The sequence below is a fragment of the Treponema sp. OMZ 857 genome, from assembly GCF_024181085.1.
Classification (GTDB): domain Bacteria; phylum Spirochaetota; class Spirochaetia; order Treponematales; family Treponemataceae; genus Treponema.
In genome coordinates this window covers 903317-929876 of record NZ_CP051147.1, presented here as the reverse complement: position 1 = coordinate 929876, position 26560 = coordinate 903317, and the positions used below count along the sequence as shown (strand labels likewise).

Annotated in this window: 21 protein-coding genes and 1 pseudogene; 13 read left to right on the top strand and 9 right to left on the bottom strand. The window is 42.8% G+C overall.

All coding sequences use genetic code 11. The features are described from left to right. Positions 1-327: 327 nt before the first annotated feature. From E4N66_RS04340 to E4N66_RS04330, 3 genes are all read right to left on the bottom strand, one after another. Positions 328-2067, bottom strand: a complete 1740-nt coding sequence (locus tag E4N66_RS04340) for an ABC transporter ATP-binding protein (RefSeq protein ID WP_253729095.1) — start codon at positions 2065-2067, stop codon at positions 328-330. Next, positions 2060-3805 carry an ABC transporter ATP-binding protein gene (locus E4N66_RS04335; RefSeq protein WP_253729094.1) on the bottom strand — a complete coding sequence of 582 codons (1746 nt, stop codon included), beginning with the start codon at positions 3803-3805 and terminating at the stop codon, positions 2060-2062. The genes E4N66_RS04340 and E4N66_RS04335 overlap by 8 nt, the downstream gene beginning before the upstream one ends. A gap of 175 nt (positions 3806-3980) precedes the next feature. Beyond that, positions 3981-4589, bottom strand: a complete 609-nt coding sequence (locus E4N66_RS04330; RefSeq protein WP_253729093.1) for a TetR/AcrR family transcriptional regulator — start codon at positions 4587-4589, stop codon at positions 3981-3983. Positions 4590-4865: 276 nt separating this feature from the next. Here E4N66_RS04330 and rpiB point away from each other — a divergent pair, with 276 nt between their 5' ends. From rpiB to E4N66_RS04310, 4 genes and pseudogenes are all read left to right on the top strand, one after another. Beyond that, positions 4866-5318, top strand: a complete 453-nt coding sequence (gene rpiB / locus E4N66_RS04325; RefSeq protein WP_044015656.1) for a ribose 5-phosphate isomerase B — start codon at positions 4866-4868, stop codon at positions 5316-5318. A 435-nt stretch (positions 5319-5753) separates the two neighbouring features. Continuing rightward, the gene (locus E4N66_RS04320; protein WP_253729092.1) at positions 5754-6923 is read left to right on the top strand and encodes an ATP-binding protein; all 1170 of its coding nucleotides are present in this window, start codon (positions 5754-5756) and stop codon (positions 6921-6923) included. Between the two features lie 101 nt (positions 6924-7024). Further along, positions 7025-7525, top strand: a complete 501-nt coding sequence (locus E4N66_RS04315) for a GNAT family N-acetyltransferase (protein WP_253729091.1) — start codon at positions 7025-7027, stop codon at positions 7523-7525. A gap of 21 nt (positions 7526-7546) precedes the next feature. Continuing rightward, positions 7547-7948: pseudogene (locus E4N66_RS04310) on the top strand (Sir2 silent information regulator family NAD-dependent deacetylase); the annotation flags it as partial. Between the two features lie 945 nt (positions 7949-8893). Here E4N66_RS04310 and E4N66_RS04305 read toward each other — a convergent pair. Both E4N66_RS04305 and E4N66_RS04300 read right to left on the bottom strand, forming a co-directional pair. Beyond that, complete coding sequence (locus E4N66_RS04305; RefSeq protein ID WP_253729090.1) at positions 8894-9838, bottom strand: hypothetical protein; 945 nt, start codon at positions 9836-9838, stop codon at positions 8894-8896. Positions 9839-9967: 129 nt separating this feature from the next. Further along, the gene (locus E4N66_RS04300) at positions 9968-11065 is read right to left on the bottom strand and encodes an ISAs1 family transposase (protein WP_253729089.1); all 1098 of its coding nucleotides are present in this window, start codon (positions 11063-11065) and stop codon (positions 9968-9970) included. Positions 11066-11126: 61 nt separating this feature from the next. Here E4N66_RS04300 and E4N66_RS04295 point away from each other — a divergent pair, with 61 nt between their 5' ends. The 8 genes from E4N66_RS04295 to E4N66_RS04260 all read left to right on the top strand — a co-directional run bounded on the left by E4N66_RS04295 (position 11127) and on the right by E4N66_RS04260 (position 21780). Further along, positions 11127-11765, top strand: a complete 639-nt coding sequence (locus tag E4N66_RS04295; RefSeq protein ID WP_253729088.1) for a TetR/AcrR family transcriptional regulator — start codon at positions 11127-11129, stop codon at positions 11763-11765. Between the two features lie 148 nt (positions 11766-11913). Then, complete coding sequence (locus tag E4N66_RS04290) at positions 11914-12621, top strand: hypothetical protein (RefSeq protein ID WP_253729087.1); 708 nt, start codon at positions 11914-11916, stop codon at positions 12619-12621. Between the two features lie 215 nt (positions 12622-12836). Continuing rightward, positions 12837-14012 (top strand): iron-containing alcohol dehydrogenase, encoded by a 1176-nt coding sequence (locus E4N66_RS04285; protein WP_253729086.1) that lies wholly within the window; start codon positions 12837-12839, stop codon positions 14010-14012. 29 nt (positions 14013-14041) lie between these two features. Then, positions 14042-14185 carry a hypothetical protein gene (locus E4N66_RS04280; RefSeq protein WP_253729085.1) on the top strand — a complete coding sequence of 48 codons (144 nt, stop codon included), beginning with the start codon at positions 14042-14044 and terminating at the stop codon, positions 14183-14185. 291 nt (positions 14186-14476) lie between these two features. Continuing rightward, positions 14477-17851: a type I restriction-modification system endonuclease gene (gene hsdR, locus E4N66_RS04275; RefSeq protein ID WP_253729084.1), complete on the top strand. Its 3375-nt coding sequence runs from the start codon at positions 14477-14479 to the stop codon at positions 17849-17851. Between the two features lie 15 nt (positions 17852-17866). After that, complete coding sequence (locus E4N66_RS04270; protein WP_253729083.1) at positions 17867-19297, top strand: class I SAM-dependent DNA methyltransferase; 1431 nt, start codon at positions 17867-17869, stop codon at positions 19295-19297. After that, positions 19294-20109 (top strand): Fic family protein, encoded by an 816-nt coding sequence (locus E4N66_RS04265; protein ID WP_253729082.1) that lies wholly within the window; start codon positions 19294-19296, stop codon positions 20107-20109. The genes E4N66_RS04270 and E4N66_RS04265 overlap by 4 nt, the downstream gene beginning before the upstream one ends. Before the next feature lie 27 nt (positions 20110-20136). Beyond that, entirely contained in the window at positions 20137-21780 is a 1644-nt protein-coding gene (locus E4N66_RS04260; protein ID WP_253729081.1) for a restriction endonuclease subunit S, read from the top strand. Here E4N66_RS04260 and E4N66_RS04255 read toward each other — a convergent pair. After that, complete coding sequence (locus tag E4N66_RS04255; protein ID WP_253729080.1) at positions 21751-22347, bottom strand: restriction endonuclease subunit S; 597 nt, start codon at positions 22345-22347, stop codon at positions 21751-21753. The genes E4N66_RS04260 and E4N66_RS04255 overlap by 30 nt on opposite strands. A gap of 61 nt (positions 22348-22408) precedes the next feature. On the opposite strand from E4N66_RS04255, the gene E4N66_RS04250 reads away from it, so the two are divergent. Then, positions 22409-23218, top strand: a complete 810-nt coding sequence (locus E4N66_RS04250) for a tyrosine-type recombinase/integrase (protein ID WP_253729079.1) — start codon at positions 22409-22411, stop codon at positions 23216-23218. Positions 23219-23505: 287 nt separating this feature from the next. Here E4N66_RS04250 and E4N66_RS04245 read toward each other — a convergent pair whose 3' ends face one another. The 3 genes from E4N66_RS04245 to E4N66_RS04235 form a co-directional block, all read right to left on the bottom strand. Beyond that, positions 23506-24342 (bottom strand): tetratricopeptide repeat protein, encoded by an 837-nt coding sequence (locus tag E4N66_RS04245; protein ID WP_253729078.1) that lies wholly within the window; start codon positions 24340-24342, stop codon positions 23506-23508. 374 nt (positions 24343-24716) lie between these two features. Further along, on the bottom strand, positions 24717-26093 hold the full coding sequence (locus E4N66_RS04240; protein ID WP_253729077.1) for a restriction endonuclease subunit S: 1377 nt from the start codon (positions 26091-26093) through the stop codon (positions 24717-24719). A gap of 312 nt (positions 26094-26405) precedes the next feature. Continuing rightward, a complete protein-coding gene (locus tag E4N66_RS04235) occupies positions 26406-26543 on the bottom strand; it encodes a hypothetical protein (protein WP_253729076.1) in 138 nt (45 codons plus the stop codon). Positions 26544-26560: the final 17 nt, after the last annotated feature.

Genomic DNA, 26560 nt, shown 5'->3' with positions numbered 1-26560 from the left:
TTTCTTTGCTTTCTAAGTTCCGGTTATTGAGTTCAGCAAATGAACTCACCACCTTTTTCTTCACAGTTTTCTCTCTACATATTTGCCGATATTATACTATTTTTAAGGCTTTTTTCCACTGTCAGATTTTTCCCCCAGGTTAGCGATGGTAGCTGCGCCCAAGGATGTACGTCTTGTACATCCTTGGGCTACGAGTTCGCAATGCGAACTCGCTTCTGATTCACATCACGGACATCCTTGTCCGTGCAGAAACGCAGTGGAGGAATGGAGCGGTAGCGGAACAGCGGACGTAGCGACCCGAACGCAGTGAGGGGAACCTCCATATAATTATTTATGTACCTTCCAGCTTGCAGCTTCGCGACGCTCGCCGATAAAGTTTCGGTAAATGCCGTCCTGCTCCAAAAGTTGGGCATGGGTGCCGTGCTGCACAATCTTGCCGTGGTCTACGACGATGATCTGATCGGCTCTCTCTACGGTTTTCAGCCGATGGGCAATCATGATAACGGTCTTTTCGGCGGTAAGCGCTTGGACGGCGTGCATCAGTTCGTTTTCATTTTCGGGATCGACGTTGGCGGTTGCCTCATCCAAAAAGATGACAGGTGCGTTTTTCATCATGGCGCGGGCAATAGAGATGCGCTGCTTTTCGCCGCCGGAAAGACTTGCGCCGCCTTCACCGACTACCGTATCGTATCCGTGGGGAAGGCTTGAGATAAAGTCATGGCAGCAGGCTTTTTTTGCCGCAGCGATCACATCCTCCATCGGAGCGCCGGGCTGACCAAAGCGGATATTGTTGGCGATGGTGTCGTGGAATAAATAAACCGATTGGAACACAAAACTGAAATTCGCCATCAAAGAATCCATATCGTAATCTTTCACATTCCGGCCGCCCAGCATAACGGTACCCCCGTCTACATCCCAGAACCGTGCAAGCAGATTTACCAAGGTAGTTTTGCCTCCGCCGGAAGGACCGACAATCGCCGTCGTGGTCTTTTCAGGAATATGCAATGAAATACCGTCGATGATTTTTCGTTTCTCATAAGAAAACGCTATATCCTGCGCAGTAATATCGCGTACTGACGGTGTAATATTTTCTCCGGATATATCCATCTGCGGCGTGTTCAGAATTTCCTGCGCCCGGTCAACACTCATATCAACCACGCGCAGCAGTGACGAATATTGTCCTGCCGTTTCCAGACTGGTATAGATGATAAATGCGGAGATTACCATGACAACAGCATTCAGCGCGTCCATGCTTCCGGCACAATAAAATGCGCATGAAAAAGCTACCATTGCCGCACCGGTAAGCTTGGCGATAAAACTCTGCAATGCTATGCGGGGCACCAGTGTCATTTCCATATCGATATTGATCTTACTGTTTTCCGAGATTGCCTCATTTAATTCCTTGCTCTTAACTCCCGTCAACCGGTAAGCCTTAACCTCGGTCATCCCTTGCAGGTATTCTAGAACCTTTTCTACGAGTCTTTCATCTGCGCGTATCTTTTTTCCCGACACCTTTTCGGAAGCAATCCGGAGACGGCTATTTGCAAAAAGAAACAGCGAAAAACCGCAGAGCAGCACACAGGCGATTCTCCAGTCGAAGAAAAACAGCATGACGATAATAAGCGAGGTTGTAAGCAAGCCGTCGCAGACAAGCATTACCACACGAGCCGCGATATTTTCAAGGCTTTCCATTATATTAGTTGTAATAGACGTAATCTGCCCGAGGCTGTTGGCGTTAAAGTATCCCATCTGAAGATACCGCATGTGCTCCGCAATCTCCACCCGTTTTTTCGCACAAGTGTTATAGCCTCCTTCGGTCTGTAACATAACGGCCTTTGATTTTAGCAATCCCGATCCGGCAATGCTGATCAGCATAATCCCTAACGAGAGCAGGATATCTTTTGTGTCTACCGTTCCATTCATCAGCGCCCGAATCATCACCGCAATCGCCGGAATCTTTAGCGCCTCAAACAGAGCCTGGATAACATTGAGCCGAATGGAAGTGATAAATTTCCGGCGGTTTTCTTCATCGCAGAACGCAAAAAACTTTCTAATAACTTTAAGCATGATCTTTCACCTCCATATGTGCATTCCACATCGTTTCATATAACCCGTGATGAGAAAGAAGCTCATCATGGGTTCCGCTGTCTGCAACGGCGCCGTCTTTAATGACATAAATACAATCGGCAGCGGTAATCGTCGAGAGCCGGTGCGCAATCACGATGAGCGTCTTCCCCTCCGTCAGCTTAGAGATAGAGCGCTGAATAACTGCCTCGTTTTCAGGATCGGTGTATGCGGTTGCTTCATCCAAAATAATAATGGGCGCCGCTTTCAGCATTGCTCTGGCAATGGAAATACGCTGCCGCTCGCCGCCGGAAAGATGTCCGCCGGAAGTGCCTACCACGGTATCGTAACCGTGCTCCAGCTCCAAAATGAATTCATGGCAACCGCTGTGCCTTGCCGCTTCCTCCACTTCCGCATCCGTTGCATCCGCCCGCCCGATGCGGATATTTTCCCTGACCGTCATATTGAATAGATAATTATCCTGCGAAACAAAGGCAATCTTATCCGAATATGCTTCTTGCGGAATTTCACGAATGTCCGTATCTCCCAGCAAAATTGAGCCGCTGCTCACATCCCAGAGCGAAGCGATAAGGCGCGCAATGGTACTCTTTCCGCTGCCGGAGGGACCGACCAGCGCAATAAAGCTGCCCTCCGGGATTTCCAGAGAAATGCCGTGAAGCACTTCCTTTTCCTTATACGAGAAATGAACATCTTGCAGCTTCAACGTGTTTTCCATTGGAACAGTTCCGTCTACAGGGCGCTCCATTTCCGGCGCATACAAAATACTTTGAACTTCACCGAAGATGGTTCCCATGGTTCGAAAATCGTCCGAATAACTCATCAAGGTTATAAGCGGTGTGATGATGCCGACAGACAGAATAATAATTGTTACCAGATTCTGCGGAGGAAGATATCCTCCCTTTACCAAAAGACCGCCGATGGGGAGCACGGAAACCATTGTGGCGGGCATGATTACCGTGGCGAATGTAAAGGTGAGAATGCAGGAGCGCATCCAATCGATATAGCTGTGAGCGGCTTCATACGCATCATGCACGAAGCGGTCGTAGGAACTTTTTGTATTTCCGAAAACCTTGATGACTTGAATACCGCCGATATATTCAACCGCCGTATCATTGAGCGCTTTTGTGGCTGTAACCGTGCGTTGATAGAATTGCGGACTGCCCCTCATCATAAGACCGTAACAGAAAAAGCCCACCGGTATCGTTGCAAGAGATGCCAGCCCCATACGCCAGTCAATGGTAAAAATGTAGATCAAAATGATGACGGGGATCAGTAAATTTGCGGTGAACTCCGGAACGATATGCGCCAGTGTTGTTTCAATGCTGTCGATACGTTCGATGAGCGTATTTTTGAGCGCCCCGGAACTTTGCTCCAGCACCGCACCCAGCGGCATTCTTGTCAGTTTTTCCGTGCAGCGTTTTCGGAGTTCAGCGAGTACTGCAAACGTTGCTCTATGACTTGTCGATGTGCTAAGCGCATGAAACAGTACACGGCAAAACCAGAACGCTGCAATAATCAGACAGCGTATCATATAATATGATAGGTCTTTGTTTCCGCTCATCAAACCGTGTACAATGCCGACAACAACAAAATACGGTGCGATGGAAAAAGCCACACCGATAACTGCGAGGATAACACTCAATACATATTGTCCTTTGTGTTCCCCTGTTTGTCCCAAAGCCCACGCGATAGGCGAAGGACTTTTTTCTTTTTCCTTCATAAGCAATTCTCCTTACGGGAACTTCTAAAAAACTGTAACTTTCAATTACTCACCGCAGAGGCGCAAAGGACGCAAAGTTTTTAAAGGATTACCTGTTCAGCTTCCCCTTAATTTCCCTTTGCGCTCTTTGCGTCTTGGCGGTTAATTTTTTAGAAGTCCTATCTATTAAAAATCTCTAAAACCCGAATAACTGCTTCCAGCCCGGAACAAAGAATGCCTCTACCGTTGTTAAGCAGCGGAGCGCTTCTTCCACGCTGTAATTATGGATAACCGGTTCAAAGAGCGCGGTCGTATATGCCGAAAGCAAAAGATGCAGCTCCTTTGGCGTAATGTCCTTCACCGCGTAGCCTTGCGCTTTAAGCATCGGCATATATTGTAAAAGCTGCGCTTGCTGCCCCTCTGTAAGATCATGGAGGAAATGCTCGTACTTACTCCCCCGCGATTTTGCCAGCAATAGATGATATTCTTCCATATTCGGATAGATAATCTCACGCATCATGTCGATTTCAGAATCCCGCCACTGTATACGTTCTTCGTGATGAACTGCATCCACATACCGCGCAACGTGCGCATCCAACCAAGCGTTTATGCGATCCACCGCAGGAGCGACAATTTGATCAAAGAGATCTGCTTTATCGACACAATGCCGATATATTCCCGCAGCCGTCATACCGCAGCGTTCAGCAATGCTCCGCATGGAAGACTTATCAAAGCCCATCTCCATAAATTCGGCTTTTGCTGCGGCTATGATTTTTATATGATTGGCGGTTTTGTCTCTCGGCATGGGTACCTTCTTTGGCATACAGTGTTAGCTAACACATATAAACATACAACCGATCGCGGTAGGTGTCAAGGGGATGAAGGTATCTATTCCGAAGGATGCGAAACAAATCTATGCGAGTTTTTTAGAGATATCCTATCCATAGTATTTTTATTTTCGCTATAAATGTGTTATTATGTTGTAGCACTTCAATAGAAGCTGCAATAATTACGATCTTTTCTATAAGATTCCGGTTTGTAGAAAATGATCAAAAATCTTACGATACAAAGGGAGCATACTATGAAGGTCGGTTTTGGATGCGATCATGCATCGGTTGGATTAAAACATATCTTAATGGAACATGTACGAAACAAAGGGTATGAATGTGTCGATTACGGAACAACAGATCCGAAGGTTCCGGTCGATTATCCCGAATTCGGTTTAAAGGTTGCTGAGGCAATTAAATCGAAGGAGGTTGAAAAAGGAATATTGATCTGCGGATCAGGTATCGGTATTTCCCTCGCTGCAAATAAGGTTCCGGGAATCCGCGCTGCCGCGTGTAGTGAACCGTGCACCGCAAAATTGGCTGTTGAGCACAGTGATATCAATATTGTTTCTATGGGTGTATGTATCGTAGGCCCTGAAATAGCAAAAGCAATTGTCGATGCTTTTTTTGATGCACAGTTTGAAGGCGGCAGCTACACAAAACGCGTCAATATGATCGGCGATATAGAAAAGAAGTACAGTAAATAATATCATAGGCGGGCGGTATAATGTAACAAACCGCTCCGCCCCTTGCCCATAGCCTTAGTCTATAGAGAGATAATGTATACCGCTACAATAGGATTAGCGATGGGAGCTTCTGATTCACATCACGGACATCCTTGTCCGTATAGAAACGAAGCGGAGGAATGGAGCGAAAGCGAAACAGCGAACGTAGCGACCCGAACGGAGTGAGGGGAACCTCCATATAAAGACAAGAACTTAGGTTATCACTACATAAAACTTTGGATTACAACCCGTCAAAACTTTAGATTATTACCATATAAAACTTTGGATTATTACCAATATTGACTTTAGGATTCTCCCATAGTATACTTTGGATTATTACCACCAATGCTAGACCTATTCAGTAACAGAAGAGGCAAGCAGGTTTACTCGTAATCGGATTAAAAAGGGAGCGGCGATATGGTTAAAAGGACAGCGGAAGAGGCCTTGCGGCGGTTGGCTTCTCAGTTTCCGGTGATTGGGATAACCGGGCCGCGGCAGAGCGGGAAGTCAACACTGGCAAAAGCGGTTTTCCCTAATAAAAAATATGTGACGTTTGATGACCGGACAATGCGGGATCTTGCAGCGTCGAATCCGAATGACTTTATTATGGCGTTTCCCGATGGTGCGGTGATTGATGAGGCGCAGAAAGTGCCGGAAATCTTTGATGCGATAAAACTGCATGCGGATCGGGAACAGAGCGCGCCGGGAACGTTTATCGTAACGGGTTCCAGTCAGCTCCGGTTAAAAGCAAATATGACGGACAGTTTGGCTGGACGGGTGGCGTTTTTGAAGCTGCTGCCATTTTCTATTCACGAGTTACAGACGGGCGGTGTGCTGCCAGACAATCCGTATACGCTGATTTTTTCGGGTCAATATCCGCCCCTCTATGATACTGCCCGGCATTTTATTCCGGAGGATTGGTATGAAAATTATATCGATACCTACTTGGACTTGGACATACGGGATCAGATTAATTCCGGTAATATTTCGCTGTTTAAGAAGTTTGTTCAAATCTGCGCGGTGCAGAGCGGGCAGCTGCTTTCTATGGATAGCATTGCGCGGGATACCGGCATTTCCGCACCGACGGTCAAGAGCTGGCTTTCTATTTTAGAGGCTTCGTTTATTATCCACTTCCTTGAACCGAACACCAATAATCTTGGAAGAAGTATTGTAAAAACGCCGAAGCTCTATTTTGTTGATTCCGGGCTGCTGTGTCATCTTTTGCGGCTGGAGACAAAAGAGGATTTGCTCTTGAGCAGATACAAGGGAGCAGCGGTTGAGACCTTTGCCGTTTCGGAATTACTGAAATATCGCCTGAATCAGGGCAAAAAAGCGAATCTAACCTTTTTTAGAGACAGCAAGGGTTTGGAGGTAGATACGATTGCGGATTGGAACCGTACTTTTGCGATTGAGATAAAAAGCTCCAATGCCCCGGATGCAAAGCTGTCGCGCAGCACAAAAAAATATTTGCAGCTGCTGAATGATGAAACGGCAAAAAATGCAGTGTTTTATTTATCCGATATGAGTATGGACATCAACGGTACTTCCTATGTGAGCTGGCGCGATTGGGAAAAGCATTTACAGTGAGCTTTTACGATTATTGCTGTAGATAATACCGCTACAATACATATAATAGAACAGGGTAAATTTTTGTGCTATTTTTATACAAGACGTATGGAGATGTCCTTATGAATATACATTTTAACAGGCTGACTGCAAAATATAAAAAAGAAACAATCGATATTTTCAATTATTATATTGAACACACAACTGCAGCATACCGTTCCGAAAAAGTTGGGTATGACTTCTTTAACACCCTCGTTGATGACGATGTTGTCAGCGCATACACGATGATGAATAATGCAAATGAGGTTATTGGATTTTGTATGCTGGAAAAATATAAAAACATCCGAACATTTAACGAACTCGGCGATTGCATGTATTTCATTAAACCGGAAATGACCGGAAAAGGCGTGGGACGGGAAATCGTATCATTGCTGGAAAATGACGCAAAACTGCACGGAATGAAAAAGCTTGTTGTTGATATATCCGATGAAAATGAAAAAAGTATTGCATTTCATAAAAATAACGGATTTGTTGAATACGGAAGATTGAAGAACTGTTGGCGGAAATTCGGCAGGAACATTGGAATAGTATATATGTATAAAGACATAGGTACGGCAACATGAAAAAAAGAAAAGGAGAGAGAAATGAGATTCAAACCTACATATGACACACTGGAAGAATACCGGCAGAAGATTAAGGCATTGAAAGCTGTGTTGGCGAAAGCAGATACGGTACTAATAGGGGCGGGTGCAGGACTTTCGACTGCGGCGGGATTTACGTATTCAGGGGAACGCTTCGAAAAGTACTTTGCGGATTTCCACGCAAAGTACGGTTTTTCGGATATGTATACCGGCGGATTTTATCCGTACGCGACATTGGAGGAACGTTGGGCATACTGGAGTCGCTACATTATGATAAACCGCTATACCGATGCACCAAAACCGGTATACGAAAACTTGCGCAAACTGATAAGTGATAAAAACTATTTTGTACTGACAACGAATGTCGGCCATTGCTTTCAGAAAACAGGTTTTAATAAGGCTCGGCATATACCACTTGACGTTCGTTCCGGTATTATAGACCGTAGCGTATTCATTTACCCAATGGAAGGCAGGATAGTTTTCTTCAGCATTTGCAGCGCCTAGGGCATCTTGACCGCAAATATACTCCCAGTTATCGATTCCGTCTTTGTCCCCCGTAAAGGTTGCCTTGCCTGCCGCCCCGCTTCCCGTTTCACTCGACGTACAGATAATACCTTCAAACTTCGTATGGAAGCCGGTACTGCCATCCTTTGCCCATCGTTTTCCTTGTGTGTGCAACCCGATACCCAGCGGCACACCATAGACGTTTTGTGCACCGACCATAACCGCCACCGGCGGATTATTCGCAGCAATCGCCGTATACTCATCTTTTGAAACAAAGGTTCCATCCTTTAATACGATCCTTCCTGCCGTGTAACTGCTGTAGTCCCCATAGTCTTTTACCGTAAAGGTACCGTTCACGGTATTTGCTCCGTTTGCAATCGTTACCTCATACGCTCCCGCTTGACCGGGGATGGTTAACGTTACCGCAAGCCCTCTATCGCTTAGTATCTTCACTGTCGTTTCAGCCGTAATAGACGGTTTTCCCGCACAGCTTACCCTAAAGCTTTCTGCCGTTATCCCCGGCGCTTTAAAGTTTACCCCCGTAACATAGGCTGTTATGGCATGGTCTTCCTTCCCTGTTCCCGCATTCGGAATCAGAAACGAGGTAAATTTCGGCGTTCCGTATACTTGAAGGGTCGGATTAGTCAGCGTACTTCCGTAATCATTTGACGGATCACTGTAATATCGTGTCTGTTCCGCGGTCCCGAACAGCACCTTGGCCGTATATTCCCCTTCATCCTTCGGTACGGGAACGGCTGCTTCTCCTTCGGATGTTTCTCCGATGCCCATCCCGGCCGTATTGATCATAACCGGCTCCCCGTATGCCGCTCCGCTTCCGTCATACAGCTACACAAATACCCCGCCTGCTACCGCAAGGTTGCACCCTTTTACGGTCATTTTAACGGTCGTCGATGCGCTTACTTCATTGGACGGAATAAGAGATTTTTCAAGCGCAGGATTTTCAGTTAACCGCGCTTCCTTGGTAATGGTTAAGGGGGCTTGTACTTTTGCATACTTTCCGCATATTTTTACCCTTACCATATACTTCTTGCCTTCCACCGTTGCTTCACCTGCACTAATCTGCGGAACCGGTAAGCTTACCGTTGCCCGATGGTTTACCGTATCAATGTCGGTAACCTTTACCAAGCCCCCTTGCAGGACGTCGTCTGTATCAAAGAGACCTGCCTTTACATCCGTATCAGGCTGGCTTGCTATCAGGTTAAAGTTCTTTCCGCTCAGTGCTACCGTTACCGTTAAGTTGGCGTCATTGTAGGCAAGGTGTTTGCGGTCAAACATGATGCTGCGGATGCAGGGGCCGGTACAGGGCTCTTCTGTTCCCGCTTCTTTAATCGATTCGCCGCTTTCCGTCGACGGCTTTAAGGTATAGCTTGCAACCGACACAACCTGCCCGTTTACCTTTGCATATAGGTCGATGTTTTTTCCGTTCTTTTTACCTACAAATTCCACAGTCGTACTGCCGGAAGCACCGTACTGAAGTTTTCCGTCTTTGTACTGCAAGAAGGGAGTGCCCGCAGGAATAGCCGTAAACTGCCCACCTGCCTTTACAGCACTGTACATGGTCGTCCCATCAAAGTAGAGGAAGATATTGCTTGTCTGCTGGTTCGCTGCAACAAACAGTTCCCACACGCCTTTTAACTCCTCGCTTTTTATTTCCCCCTGTTGTTCGCCACCGCCGGACGGCTCGTTCGCCTGAGGACACCCGCCTAAGAATATAATAGCGCCCATCAGTAGCAATACGTTCCATAATGAAACCCGATAATTCTTTTTCATACCGAAACCTCCTTGTCTGCATACTGCAGTCAATATTAAAACTTTCTTCCATATTACCTTAAAAGTCAAGTGTGAATTGCAAGAATATCAACAAAAGGCGCAATGAACGCCCCTTGTTCACGCAGGGCTTCAGCATGAAAAAAGGATCTGAGCTCTAAAATTATCGTCGTAGATGCAAGCGCGCTTGCCCATACTGAGCGTATCCATTTTAGAGAGCATCTTAATTCTGTTGTAAACAATTCTTCTGATAATAGCAAGGTTTTCTGCTGCATTCCGGTCAAGAACGGTGCACTCATCATCACAAAACAACACATCTAAACACCAATGTAAGTTATTCTCTATCGCCCAATGACTGCGTACTCCCTTTGCAAATTGTTTTACATCTGTAACACTCGTAATGAAATAGCGAATTTCACGGCATTCTTTCCCTTTCCTTGTTACCATGCTTTCAACCATGCCGAATGCAGCAAGGTGCTTCCACTCTTTTTTATCTTCAAACCATCCTATGTTGGTATCAAGGGTATATATTCGCCTTTCTATTCTCCCGTGCCCTTTATCAAAGGTCGTATGGACGCTCCGAGTCGATGGTGCAGGACTAAGAAAGAAGTCCTTTACCTCCTGCTCCATAAGCGGATGATTTCCTTTAAGAGCCAGAATATAATCATTATCTTTTGCAATCTTTTTTACTATTTCTTTCTGACATAACAGTGCATCAGCGGTTATAATGACGCCTTTGATTTTGAGTATCTGTATCAGCCTTTCAGCGATTGGTATTTCGTTCGTCTTTTCGCTGCTGCATTCCATCTGTCCGATAACGACTCCCAATTCATGGCTATAGGCGTGTAATAGATGTAATGGATCTATACCGGCTTCTTTCAGCCCGCTTCCTCTGAGCGTTTTTCCATCTAAACTGACATAACTGCCCTCTGGAATATCAAGTTCTTCCTCTATCCAGCGGATAAATACACTTTGAAACTGTTTTGGATCCAATATTCCCAATACCCGCCTTACCGTATCATATGAAGGCAGTCCATTCGGCAGTTTAAGACCGATAACATCTCTCAACCATTGTTCTTTTAGCCGCGCAAACTCTCGAATCCCATAGATGCTTCGTTCTCCAGCACTTACTCCACACATTACTACCATCAGTATTTCACTTATCGAATGCTTTACTTTCCAGTCTTGCCGACTGTCTTCTACTTGTTCAAATAATATCCCTTCCACCATAACATTACTTTACTATACTTTTCTTTCATGCTGAAGCCCTACTTGTTCACGGCTGATACCCTTGAAAAAGGCGCTCTATAATCTTGACAAAGCATACACGGTGTTCTATAATGAACATTGTTCAGTTTGGAGGCATGGTATCAATAAAGCAGCGACATCGAAAGAAGAAATCCTGGAGGCTTGTAAGGCAATAGTGGCGGAAAAGGGGCTTGGTGCGCTCAATATGCGGGCAGTTGCAAAGCGCTGCGATATTGCACTTGGGTCGGTATATAATTACTTTGGTTCCAAAGACGAGCTGATTATAGCCGCGGTTGAAAGCGTATGGCAGAGTATCTTCGGTAGAGAATCTCATTATAGTCCCGGTATCGCTTTTACTGACTACATTGAAGCGGTTTTTCAAAAAGTTCAAAAAGGGATGGTCAAATATCCCGACTTTTTTACCGCACACTCGATGAGTTTTAGCGAAAACTCAAAAGATGATGCCAGAAAAAAGATGTATGGGTATTTTGCATCGGTAAAAGAAGAAATGCTTACTATATTGCAAGCCGATACGGCAGTTAAACAGAATCTTTTTTCTCAAGATTTTACTGCAGATGATTTCACAGAGTGTATATTAACAAACATCATCGGACTGCTTATTTTGCAAAGGCAGTCATGCAAGGTGTTGATCGCCGGTATAAAAAAAATCATATACCAGTAACGGGAAAACCGGACTGTAGGCATGAAAACCGATCTAAGTTTTTAATGCCGCGTGGGAACCTCTAACAATCTAACAAAGGTTGTAGAGAGACCTAAGGATGTTATATACCATAAAATGAACAATGTTCATTTTATTTTTGGAGGAAAATATGCAGGCAATTATGGAAACTATTTTTGATTCTCTCTACTTACCGACGGTAATTATCCTCGGTTTTATGATGATCAAAAAAGCGAAGGGGCAAAAACAGTTTTTGCTCTATGGAATTATGGCAGTTACGCTGGGATTCGGGGATTCATTTCACCTTATTCCCCGGTCGGCGGCACTGTTAACAACCGGGCTGGAAAATCACGTTGCTGCCCTCGGTATCGGGAAGTGGATAACGTCGGTAACGATGACGGTGTTCTACGTGCTGCTCTACCACGTATGGCGGGAACGCTATGGCATTACGGGAAAAAAGCAGGTAACGGCTGCGGTGTATATTCTTGCGGCACTCCGCATAGCGCTGTGCTTTATGCCGCAAAACGCATGGACAAGTCCGGATGCCCCGCTTTCATGGGCTATTTACCGAAACCTGCCCTTTACGGCTTTGGGTATTATCATTATCGCGTTATTTTACAAAAGTGCAAGAGAAAACAACGATACGGCATTCAGCAAACTCTGGCTCACCATAGTGCTCAGCTTCGGATTTTATATTCCGGTGGTGCTTTTTTCGGATGCGTTCCCGCTTGTCGGTATTTTGATGATCCCTAAAACCTGCGCCTACGTGTGGACGGTCGTGATCGGATTCCAAGCATTGCGGAAAAACGATCAGGGGAAACGCATCAGGCAGAGTAGAGAAAAATCGCGAAAAAATTGAGACTGTGAGACCATTTGAACCGCGAAGAGGTTCAACTCTGGTCGAATAGTATTAATTTTTTCGCGGGATGTTAAAAAAACAGCCTGATGCGTTTGCCCTGCGACGTACCGCATGTAGGATAGCACAATCGTGTATTCTGTGTTAAACTCAATTATGTGAGCTTGTAAAAGCTGTTTCTTTCTATATCATATTGCGCAATTACTCAGGAGGCTATAATGTTTAATTTTGTTTTTGATGTACCGGTAAAGATACTGTTCGGGAAAGGCAGTGTCGAAGGGCTTGCCGATGAGATAGTAAAATACGGCAATAGAGTGCTGCTCTGTTACGGCGGCGGGAGTATCAAGAAAATCGGCCTTTACGATACGATAACGACGCAGTTAAAATCAAAAGGTATTTTTTATGCGGAACTATCCGGCATTTCTCCCAACCCGCGGATAGAAGAAGTTGAAAAAGGAATCGCGCTGGTACGGGAACATAAGCTTAATTTTATTCTCCCTGTCGGCGGAGGAAGTTCCATCGATTGTGCTAAGGCAATCGCTACCGGTGCGCACTATAACGGCGACCCGTGGGACATTGTTACCCGGAAGGCATCAGCGGAGAACGTCCTCCCGCTCGGTACTGTCTTAACCCTTGCAGCGACGGGTTCCGAAATGAATTGCGGAGCCGTTATTACTAACTGTAAAACCAAGGAAAAGCTCGGCTTTGAAGTTCCGCTTGTAATGCCTAAGTTCTCCGTGATGGATCCGTGCTACACCTTTTCGGTACCCAAAGCGCATACGGCTGCCGGTACTGCGGATATTATGAGCCATACCTTTGAAAGTTATTTTTCGTTGGACGATGGGGCTTACTTACAAGACCGGTTCGCCGAAGCGGTACTCAAGACTTGTATCCATTACGGACCCATTGCGCTGAATGACCCCGATAATTATGACGCCCGCGCCAATCTGATGTGGGCAGGAACATGGGCAATCAACGGTTTGTTGGGGTGCGGAAAGATGACGATGTGGTCGGCTCATCCGATGGAACATGAGCTGAGCGCCTTTTATGACATTACGCATGGGGTAGGACTTGCAATCCTGACCCCTCACTGGATGCGGCACGTACTGAACGATAATACCGTGCATAAGCTTGCCGAATACGGTGTCAACGTGTGGGGCTTGTCCGCAGACGCGGATGTCTATAAAACGGCAAACGCCGCCATCGATAAGACATCGGAATTTTTTGCATCGCTCGGTATCCCGATGACGCTGCGTGAAGTCGGTATCGGCGAAGAGCATCTTAAAGAGATGGCGGAAGCGGCTGTGATGCACCGGAGCCGCAGCGGAAAAATCCGCGGCTTCCAAACCTTAACGGCAGCCGATGTCCTTGCAATTTATAAAGCGGCGCTGTAAAAGAGTTTTTACACTGATAGCGTTTTTTTATGAATTTTAACTGGACTAATATACTGTATTCGCTGCCCGGAGTGATTATCGGCCTTACCGTACATGAATTCAGCCATGCCTTCGTTGCGGATAAACTCGGCGATGGCACGGCAGTCATGTATTTTTATCGGGACTCAATTTAAGCAATGAAGTTGAGCGGAAAATAACACAATACGGCACTCTTACTTTGTTTGCTGCCATAATCATCGAAAACATAATCGATATCGATTTACTCCCTATCGGTACATTTACTCATTAGGTTGTAAGTTTAGTTTTTCGTTAACTAATGGAAATCAACAAACATATTTGAAGCACGGCTGCGCTGCGCCGGAAATCCGATGCGTATACTCTAATATGAAATGTGGCATTCGCTACCAAAATCCGTAAACCTATGGTATAATACTTCTCATAGTTTTGATTATCGGAATATGAGTATGGGAAATTTTACTTTTTTACAGACGTATTGGCCGGATTTTGCGAAAACGATGGAATTTGCAGAACATTACGCATATTCCGACCCCGCATCAAGTAAGAATAAATCCGGATTATTTGTAGAACTGATGATACGCGAAATGATGCGTATCGAACATATTCCGGAGCCGATAGATGTAAAAGAAAATAATCATTTTAACCGTACAAGAATCCTCAAAAATGAGGGGCTTATTCCGTATGATGTAAATCAATGGATTAATCAAGTCCGTATCAAACGGAATACTGCCGCGCATGAAAATGATGCTACCGAGCAAGACGCCTTGTTGGTACTCCGTTTTGCCCATCATATTGCCGTGTGGTTTATGCAGACGTATGGCGATAGTTCATTTGCTGCACAGCCGTTTATAAATCCTGAACCGCCGAAACGTAAAATCAATATAATGCCGCTTGTTCGGAATCAGGAAAAGAAAATTGAAGAACAAAAAATCGAACTTGAACATGCGGCGGCAACCATTGCCGAACAAGAAGCGTTGATAGCTGAACGGGAGAAAAAGCTGCAAGCGCTCGAAGCGGAAATAGAAAAAGAACGGAACGCCCGTGCGGCCGTATCGGCTCTTACTCCACAAAGTACTCGATCAAAACAGGAACGTCAAAACACATCCGCTCAAGCACTCGCAAAGACAAAACTGACCGAAGCAGAAACTCGCGCACTTATTGACGAACAGCTGAGAAAAGTCGGCTGGGAAGCGGATACGGAAAACCTCCGTTACGCAAAAGGTGTCCGTCCGCAAAAAGGAAGAAAACTGGCGATTGCGGAATGGCCGGTCGCATCGGGAAAAACAACAACCGCACATGCAGACTATGCACTTTTTGTCGGCGAACAGCCCATCGGTATTGTAGAAGCAAAACCGTACGCAAAAAACGTGTATGCAATCATCGATAATCAATGCCGTGAATATGCGCAACACATAACGGTCGAAGATGAAAAATGCTGTTTAGGTATGTGGTACGGGTACAAAGTACCGTTTATCTTTGCAACAAACGGTCGCCCGTATTTAAAGCAAATAGAAACGGAGTCCGGGATTTGGTTTCAGGATTTACGGAATAAAACAAATACGCCGATTGCACTGCACGGATGGTATAGTCCCGAAGACTTACTGGCAAAATTCCGTCAGAATATTGATGAAGCCGATCGCGCACTGGAAAATTTGCCGTACGATTTTTTGCGCGACCCTGACGGATTGAATCTCCGCCATTATCAGCTTTCGGCAGTTGAAGCGGTAGAACATGCCGTGGTAAACGGGCAGCGGCAGATTTTGCTCGCAATGGCGACCGGCACCGGCAAAACCCGTACCGTCTTGGGCATGGTTTACCGGTTCTTAAAAACCGGCCGTTTCCGCCGCATTCTCTTTTTGGTAGACCGCACGGCTTTAGGTGAACAAGCGCAAGATGTTTTTAATGATGTAAAACTTGAAGACTTGCAGCCGCTGAATAAAATTTACACTATCAATACCCTCGATGACATAGACCTTGCGATAGAAACCCGCGTGCAAGTTGCCACCGTGCAGGGAATGATTTCCCGCATCATGAGCGAAGAGAGAGACCGCATCCCTTCCTCAGGAGACTTTGACTGTATCATTATCGATGAAGCGCACCGCGGATATACGCTTGACCGCGAGCTGAGCGACGCAGAACTGTTGTACCGCGATCAAAATGACTTTATCAGCAAATATAAAAAAGTGATTGAATATTTTGATGCAGTCAGAATAGGATTGACTGCAACTCCGGCTTTGCACACTACTCAGATTTTTGGAAATGCGGTATTTACCTATTCATATCGCGAAGCAGTGATAGACGGGTATCTGGTAGATTACGATGCGCCTTACAGCATCAAAACGGAACTGAATCAACACGGTATTCATCATCAAAAAGGAGAAAAATTAGCCCGTTATAATCCTGTAACCAAGGAGCTTTTAAATCCGGAAGAGCTTGAAGATGAACTGAATTTTGATGTAGAAGACTTCAACAAAAAGGTTATTACCCCTTCATTCAATGAGGCGGTTCTTACCGAGCTTGCACAGCGTATATATCCCGAAGGTGAAGAAAAGACACTCATCTTTGCCGTAAGCGACCGCCATGCGGATGAGATTGTCAAACAGCTGCGCGATATATATGCACCGCAAGGCATCATTGCATCGGCAATAGAGAAAATCACGTATGCAATCGGTGATAAAGGACGTGTACAAAATGCGATTAAGCGATTTAAGAATGAGCACTATCCAACCATTGCCGTAACCGTTGATTTGCTTTCTACCGGAATTGATGTGCCGGAAATTACTAAGATTGTTTTTATGCGCCGTATCAAATCCCGTATTCTATACGAACAAATGCTGGGGCGTGCAACTCGTCTGTGCCCCCAAATAAATAAAACCCATTTTGAGATTTATGATGCGGTTGATTTATACAGTTACCTGAACGAAGTTTCTTCAATGAAGCCGACGGTATCAAATCCAAGTATTACGTTTGATGAACTCTTAGAGGGATACAAAGCGGTAACGGATAGTGAACATATTGCATACATAAATGATCAGATTATCGCAAAGCTCCAACGCGCAAAGTTCCGCATGGATCAAAAGCAATTAAACTTTTTTACCGTTACATCGAATTACGACAGTATGGAACATTTTATTGCCGATGTAAAAGAACGGCGAAAGCATAGCGAAGAAGCGTGCCGGGGTTTGTTTTTAGAAAAACGAAGAGCATTCGATGCATTCAAGGAACAGCGGTCAACCGGCTACTATCTACCGATAAGCGACAAGCCGGATGAAGTGCACGAAGTAACACGGGGGTATGGGAAAGGACAAGAACCGAAAGACTATCTGGAAAGTTTTTCTCAGTATATAAAAACGAACCGCGATAAAATTGAAGCGCTGGACATAATCTGTACTCGTCCTGCCGATCTTACACTTGCCGGCTTGCGCAGTGTGAGCATGACGCTTGATGCAAATGGTTTTAATCGAACGCGGCTCAATACCGCTATTACGCAGCTGACAAAGGAAGAATGCGCTGCGGATATTATCACGCTTATTCGCAGTTATGCTATCGGCAGTCCTCTTGTGTCGCACGAAGAGCGAATCCGCAACGCCGTTAAAAAACTCTGCAAAGCTCATAATTTTACCGCGAGCGAAAAGAAGTGGATTGACCGCATAGAAAAATATCTCATCAACGAATCCGTTTTAAATGTTCAAACCTTTGATGAATTTACCGCATGGCGTACACAAGGCGGCTTTTCAAAAATAAACAAAATTTTTTCAGGCTCGCTCACTGCAATCGTGCGTGAATTGAATACCTATCTCTACGAAGACAAAGTCGCATAATACGGAGCATACAACATGACAAATCAAGAAATCGTTTCAAAACTGTGGAATTTATGCAATATTTTGCGGGATGATGGAATCACCTATCATCAGTATGTTACGGAACTTACCTATATCCTTTTTTTAAAAATGGCAAAGGAGACAAAAACGGAAAACACTTTGCCGGAAAACTACCGCTGGGATACACTTGTTTCTTACAGCGGCATTGCATTAAAGAAGTTCTACAAGGAACTGCTGACATATCTCGGTGAAAACACAAAGGGACGTGTGCGCGAGATTTATCAGGGGGCTAGTTCCAATATCGACGAGCCGAAAAATCTTGAAAAAATTATTAAGTCTATCGATGAACTGGACTGGTATTCCGCAAAGGAGGAAGGTCTCGGCAATCTTTATGAAGGGCTGCTCGAAAAAAATGCGAACGAAAAGAAAAGCGGAGCGGGACAATATTTTACTCCGCGTGTTTTAATTGATATGATGACACGCCTTACCGCGCCGCAAGTAGGAGAACGCTGCAACGACCCTGCGTGCGGAACATTCGGGTTTATGATTAGCGCTGATCGATATGTAAAAAGCCTTACCGACGACTACTGCGACTTGAACGAAAAGGATGCCGCATTCCAAGTAAAAGAAGCGTTTACCGGCGGTGAGCTGGTACACGAAACACACCGTTTAGCGTTGATGAACGCCATGCTCCACAATATTGAAGGAAAAATTGTATACGGCGACACATTGAGCGAAAGCGGTAAGGCAATGACCGGCTACGACGTAGTACTAACGAACCCACCGTTTGGAACAAAGAAAGGCGGCGAGCGTGCAACCCGCGATGATTTTACCTATACCACCAGCAACAAGCAGCTGAATTTTTTGCAGCATATTTACCGCTCGCTCAAGACAACCGGTACCGCCCGTGCTGCGGTTGTCTTGCCGGACAATGTACTTTTTGAAGACAATACCGGTCAGAAAATTCGCCGGGATTTAATGAATAAATGTAATCTTCATACGATTTTACGCTTGCCGACGGGCATCTTTTATGCGCAGGGCGTAAAGACGAATATACTTTTTTTTACGCGTGGCAAATGTGATGAAGATAACACAAAAGCCGTATGGGTGTATGATTTGCGCAGTAATATGCGTTCATTCGGAAAAACAAATCCGTTAAAAAAAGAAGACTTTGCCGAATTTGAAGCACTCTACTGTGCAGGACATTTTGAAGATCGTAAAGAAACGTGGTCGCCCGAAAATCCGAATGGCAGATGGCGTAAGTTTCCGATTGAAGAAATCTTGAAAGATGAAAAGACTAGCCTCGATTTAAAATGGATCAAAGACGGTTCCGATACAGTGGACTGTTCACTTGCCGAACTGATGCAAACCATCCAAGAGAAAAGTGCAAATATTGCTACAGCTGTTACCGAACTTTCCAAACTGATTGAAGGTATTGAAGAATGACAAATCGGAAGGAAGAACAAAACTTTGATAAACTTTTAGAAGTTATAAACGAGTACAACAAACTGCACATCGCTCAGCAACTTGATTACGATAAGTTCTATTTATATTCGATTATCACGCATTCAACGGCAATAGAAGGTTCTACCGTCACAGAAATTGAAAATCAGCTTCTCTTTGATGAAGGGATAAGTGCAAATAAACCGATTCATGAACAGCTTATGAACCTTGACTTAAAATCCGCGTATGAAAGAAGTTTTGAATTTGCAAAACAGCATACCCAAATGACACCGGAAATCCTCTGTGAACTTTCGTCTCTCGTAATGAAGAACACCGGCACTGTGTACAATACCATCGGCGGAACATTTTCTTCTGCAAAAGGAGAACTGCGGCTTTTAAATGTCAGTGCGGGACGGGGCGGGAGAAGTTATATGGCATGGCAGAAGTTGCCGCAAAAACTGGAAGAATTTTGTGGTTGGCTCAATTCGGAAAGAAAAAATATTGTGCAAAAACGAATAGAAGAACAATACGCTGTTAGTTTTCTCTCACATTATAAACTTGTTTATATGCATCCTTGGGCGGATGGGAATGGCCGGATGAGTCGGCTTTTAATGAATTTTATCCAATATGAGGCAGGAATCATTCCGTCACTCATAAAAAAAGAAAACAGGGCGGAATATATTCAAAGTCTTGCTTCTTCGCAAGAAAAAGATGATGCGGCAGATTTCTTACAGTTTATGTTTTCACACCATATACGGAATTTGAGCGAACAAATAGAAGAATATAAAACCTCTCTCGAAATGAGCGGAAACTGATAAAGGCTGTTATTGGGAGATCATAAAGTGAACACAAACGCATTACGTCAAAAAATATTAGACCTCGCTATCCACGGAAAGCTGGTGAAGCAAGACTCCGCAGACGAACCTGCATCCGTGATGCTGGAAAAACTCCGCGCGGAAAAAGAAGCAAAGATTGCCGCCGGAGAGATAAAACGCAACAAGAATGATTCGTATATCTTTAAATATACCGGCACATCCGGTGAAAACAAAACCGATAACAATCCTGAGGGATTGGAACATAACAGGCACTATGAGAAGTTCGCAGACGGCAGGGTGAAGGATATTGAAGACGAAATCCCGTTTGCCGTGCCGGAGGGCTGGGCGTGGTGTAGATTGGGGGAAGTGTGTGAAATCATAAGCGGTACTTCATATCAGAAAAATGATATTATATCAAACGGAGCTCTACGTATATTACGTGGCGGTAATATACAAAATAATGATCTGATCTTAAGAAGTGATGATGTATTTATTCATGATAAATATATTGATAGTAGAAAAAATATCACAGTTGGCGACATTATCATTGTAGCTTCTACAGGGAGTACAAATGTAATAGGAAAACCGGCATTCATCGATAAAGACTATGATACTACTCAAATAGGGGCTTTTTTACGAATTATACGTATATTATTTTTCCCAATAAGTAAATATATTAGCTTTATTTTTCAATCAGAATATTATGTGAATTATATTCAAAATAACATAAAAGGTACAAACATTAATAATATAAAAGCAGATCATCTTCAAAAGATGCTTCTCCCTATCCCGTCTTTATCGGAGCAACAGCGAATAGTTAATATAATCGAAGCAAGCTTTGCACAAATCGATCTGTTGGAACAAAACAAGATAGACCTGCAAACAGCTGTCAAACAGGCAAAGTCAAAAATTCTTGACCTTGCAATTCATGGGAAGCTTGTTCCGCAAGACCCTGCCGACGAATCTGCAAGCGTAATGCTGGAAAGACTGCGTGCCGAAAAAGAAGCTAAAATCGCAGCCGGAAAGATGAAACGGAGTAAGAATGATTCGTATATCTATAGGAATCCTACTGATAATTGTTATTATGAGAAGTTTGATGATGGGACTGAGGAACAGATCGAAATACCGTTTAATTTACCGGAAAGTTGGTGCTGGCAAAAAATTTCTTCAATATGTGAAATAAATCCTAAGAATAAATTAGATAATACTTTAGAAATTTCTTTTGTACCAATGACTTTAATTGATTCCCAATTTAATAACAATTTTACCTATGAATTGCAAAGATGGGAAACGGTAAAATCAGGATTTAGTCACTTTTCGGATAATGATATTGGAATTGCAAAAATTACACCTTGTTTTGAAAATAGAAAATCTGTGATTTTTAAGAACTTAAAGAACAAATATGGGGCTGGAACAACAGAATTACATATATTACGAACAAACAATAAATATATTTTCAATGAATATGTATTTTGGTTTATAAAAACGGATGCTTTCATAAAGGAAGGAATCAATAATTTTACTGGCGCTGTAGGACAACAGAGAATTGGAAAAGAATTTATTGCAGAAACTCTTATTCCAATTCCACCGTTAAATGAACAGGTCAAAATATGTAGAACTATCAATACATTAATGAAAAAATTAGATGAGATCTCTTTGAATATTGTCTAATAGTTCAAATAGCTCTTCAATCTTAACGACAATCCTTTTTTGTTCAGCGATAGGAGGAATAGGAATGAGTGCATTTCTTAGCATATTTTGTGTTAATTGATATATCTGCGTTGAATTTGATTCTCTTAAATAATCTTTGAAATAAAAACTCTGCAAATATCTAAGGATATAGGGATTAAATTTACTTCTAAAAACAGCCATAAATGCACCGAAAACCATTTTTTCAGGTAAATTTTCAATTATTGTGCATTTTCCAACTAAATTTTTACTACCGTTGCGAGTACAAATTAAAATACTGCCGTTTGAAACATATTGATTTTCAAATATTTTTGTTTGTACTCTTGCCAAATCTGATAAACATAATTTTTCATCTTGTATATTGTGTGATCGTAGAACAGGAATACCTGTATCAATCAAATCTTTCGGATGATAAGTTAAACCTATATTAGTATCACCAATTTCATCCAATCTGCACCATTGCCAGTTTACTGGAAGTTCAAATGGGATCTCATTATCAATACAAACATCACTTTTTCCGTCAAACTTCTCATAATAACAAGAACTCACACTGCAAGTATACTTTCCATATAAGCGAGAAATCGCAAATCTTGTTTATTGGGAGGTCGTGATGGAAAACGGCGAAACTTTTGAAACGTATCTGAAGAAAAGCAATCTTTCTCAGAATACTCTTACATCCTATGTATGGACAGTTAAATACTACACAGAACATTATGATTCTGTCAGCACAGAAAATCTGCTTGCATACAAAGGCTATCTGATTGAGTTCTTTAAACCGAAGACGGTGAATTTAAGGATTCAGGGAATTAACAAGTATTTACAGTTTATTCACAAAGAGCAGCTGCAATTAAAGTTTGTAAAAGTCCAGCAGAAAAACTTTCTTGAAAATGTTATCAGCAATGCGGACTACCAGTTTTTAAAATCGAGTCTTAAAAAAGACGGAAATCAAGAATGGTATTTTGTTGTATGGTTCCTCGCAGCTACAGGAGCTCGTGTCAGCGAACTTATCCAGATAAAAGTTGAGCATGTAAAATTAGGATATTTTGATCTATACTCAAAGGGAGGAAAGCTGAGGCGCCTTTATATTCCAAAAATTTTGAAGGAAGAAGCCTTACAATGGCTGGAATCCGTTGGACGCCAATCCGGCTATCTGTTTTTAAATCGCTTTGCAAAGCATATTACCACTCGCGGTATTGCACAGCAGCTCAAGAGTTATGCTAGAAAATACGGAATAAATGAAAAAGTTGTCTATCCGCATTCATTCCGGCATCGTTATGCCAAGAATTTTCTTGAAAAGTTCAATGATATTTCCCTTCTTGCCGATTTGATGGGGCATGAAAGCATCGAAACAACACGCATTTATTTACGCCGCACAGCAAGCGAACAGCGGGAACTGGTTGACAGCATTGTAACGTGGTAAAAATCGGAACTGTCCAACAACTGTTACTCAATCCGCTTTGGCTGATATGATAAATCATTTCCTGACAGAAAAAGCCGATAGGTTTTCAGTTTTTGGACAGGTTTTACTAAACATAGAGGACTTTTTTTTGCATATTTATAAAAGATGTTTTTTTATAAAAACTGTGATTTACTATCTTTTCACAATCGGTTAAACCTGTTGATTCTTGTCTATTATTCTCAATGTACAGCCCTTAATTAAAACCGACACATATCAAAGTCTTTCCGGTTGTCTGTTTGAAGCAAGCGTTATTTATCTCTAATCTCTTTCAATTTTCTAATAGTATCTTGATCTTTTATCCATACATCCATCGAACCAAAACAATATGTTACGGCCTCATCTTCATCACCAAATTCATAATAGTCCGGTAAATATTCAGGCAATTCACTTTCATGCAGTAAATACTTCACTATATACGGATTTCCCTTTTTGGCTTTTATGTATTTTTTTAAGATTTTTGTGTCACTTTCTTGTTTTTTTATAGAAAGTAATAGGTCGCTAAACAACATGAATGCAGTCTCTTCCTGATATTGTTTTAGTAATTCCGTTCCTTTGTCCAACTGATTTTGGTCTATCAACCAGTTTATCAAAGTATAGCGTAATCCCTGATTATCATTCGGATTCAATTGTAATAACTCTTCATATATTTGTATTGCTTCATCCTTTTTCTCATTATCCCATAATAATTGTCCATATCCTGCCGAAAGCCGCATAAACGACCTTGTTTCAAGTATTCCCCAGAAATATCCGCTATTTTCTGAAAAATACTTCTCCCCATATTTTTTTCTAAATACTTCTATTCCTTTTTTGTAATACTCATTTTTCTTTTTATATGATCTATACTCTCCTGCCAGAATGCAGTATGCATCTGCACAGTTCGGATCAAGTTCAAGAGCTTTTTGCGCTAATCGTTTTCGTTGTACGGATGACTCACTATCCCATGCATCATAAACAATATCTTGAGCCTTTTGCTCATTATTCTGTTCCGATTCAAATTGAAAATCAGAAAAATTTAAAATATCAGTCATAAGAAATCCTTCATTTAAGATGTCTCCCATTGTCGGAGTTTCAATATAATCAACCATACTATTTTTCTAGTGGTGTCTACAATATCTACATTTTTCTTGATGCTACTTTATGAATTATATTCGGAAGCCATTTTGAAAACTTCTGTTTATAAACACGCTCTGTTTCTTTACCCACAAAACTCTTTATTCGTGCGGATGTTTTAATACCTCGACGCTTGCGCCGGGGTTCTTGATTACACTGGTACTATAACCGTATTATGTGTATATGTCAAATAGATTTTTATACTGAATCCATAAAAAGGAATCTCAAAAAAGACTACTTTACAATATGGAAAACCTATAGACAAGGAGATACCTCATGTAATAGGTCACAGATATTACATCCAATACAAAACTTGAGCTGCAATTATTTACGTTCGATAGAAGTAAAACTATTCTGCTAGTGTAGTCGTAATAAAATCAAGCTTAGCAAAGAGTTCTTCAATTTTGGCAACGATTCGTTTTTGTTCGGCGAGTGGAGGGAGGGGGAATAAAACTTGCTTTACCGTATCAGCCTTTAAATTTTTGACAGTTGAACCTGCAGCAACCAAAGAAAATGAGTTGTAAATATACTGCGAGTTCAGCGTATAATATAGAAAATCTTTTAAAAGATACTTTCTAATATCAGCAAAAACAAGCCAGCCGTCATGTATACAGCCATCTATTTTTAAAATATATGGACGGCCAAAGCTCATAGAATTTGTTAGCAAAAAATCCCCTGCATGAACAAAACGCGAATATTTTTTACCTTCTAGTTTAATTTTTTCTTTTGCAGAAATTATATATTTACTTTCTAAAGCGGTATCACCTATCTTTATCCAATTTATACCATTTTCTTTATCAGTAATAAAATCTTCAATAGGTCGCGGTGATCCTCCTCGTGCAATATCTGCTGTTTCTCCCAACCTGCACCAAGCCCATCCATCCGGTACATCAAACGGGATTTCGTCAGAAATATTTTCCTCGCAGCCATCGGTATATTTTTGATAATAACAATTATCAGTAGGATTCCTATAGATATACGAATCATTCTTGCCGCGTTTTATCTCTCCGGCTGCGATTCTCGCCTCTTTTTCGGTACGCAGTCTTTCCAGCATCACGCTTGCAGGTTCATCAACAGGGTCTTGCGGAACAAGCTTCCCGTGGATAGCTAAGTCGAGGATTTTTGACTTTGCCTGTTTGACAGCTGTCTGTAAGTCGGCTTTGTTTTGTTCCAGTAGATCTATCTGTGCAAAGATTGCTTCGATTGCTGTAACGATGCGTTTTTGCTCGGCGATAGGAGGGAGAGGGATAGCTGTTTTTGAAGCATTGACTAAAGATAATTTGGGCATTGCAACTTGATGATAAGTACTTTCAAAATAATCTTGAACAAACGGACTATTTAAAATTAACATGAGATATTTTTTATCAACTGAAATATCCGTTAATTTTAAAGCATTCTCTGTTAGATTCATTCCATCAAACTTATCAGGAACAATCCCAACGCGCCCTATTGAACCTGCTATTGTCAAATATAAATCGTTTTTACTAATTGTATATCGCTGAATTTTTTCATAAATCTCATCAGTTATATAAACTAAATCCTCGTCTGAAATGGAATTATTTTTCATATCTGTAACACGTATATAAATATGCGAAGTTTTTTCTTTTATTGTTGATAGTCCTGCCGGTATTCTCTTTCCTCCTTTAAATTCACACACTTCCCCCAACCTGCACCACGCCCAGCCCTCCGGCACGGCAAACGGAATGTCATCCTCGATATCCTTCACCCTGCCGTCTGAAAACTTCTCATAGTGCCTGTTATACAATCATAGGCATCTGCAAAAAACTCAGGTATAATTTCTAGAAATGCTCGCAAAAAGAAGCAAGTACACTCAATATAGTTTAAGTATTTGCCCTGAGCTTTCATTTTCCCCTAGCCAAGCCCTCGATAAACTCATACAATAAGAAGTCTGTTTTTTTCACGCGGTGTTTCATTCAAAGCACAGCAGCGCCGGCACAGTAGTCTCCTGCGTTCTGCCGTGAAAAAATATGAGATAATCCGGTACCGAGTTGGCGAAAGCTCTCTCGCCCGGACTGGACTAATTGGGTTCGATTCCCAACTGCACTTCACGCAGCGTATGGTAACACCAGCTTCTGAAAAGAAGCACCACAACACATACGGAATACTTACCCTCGCTGTCTGCGGCAAAGGCGCTGATGTCTCGGCGCTTTTGCATACCGTTTCTATCTGATG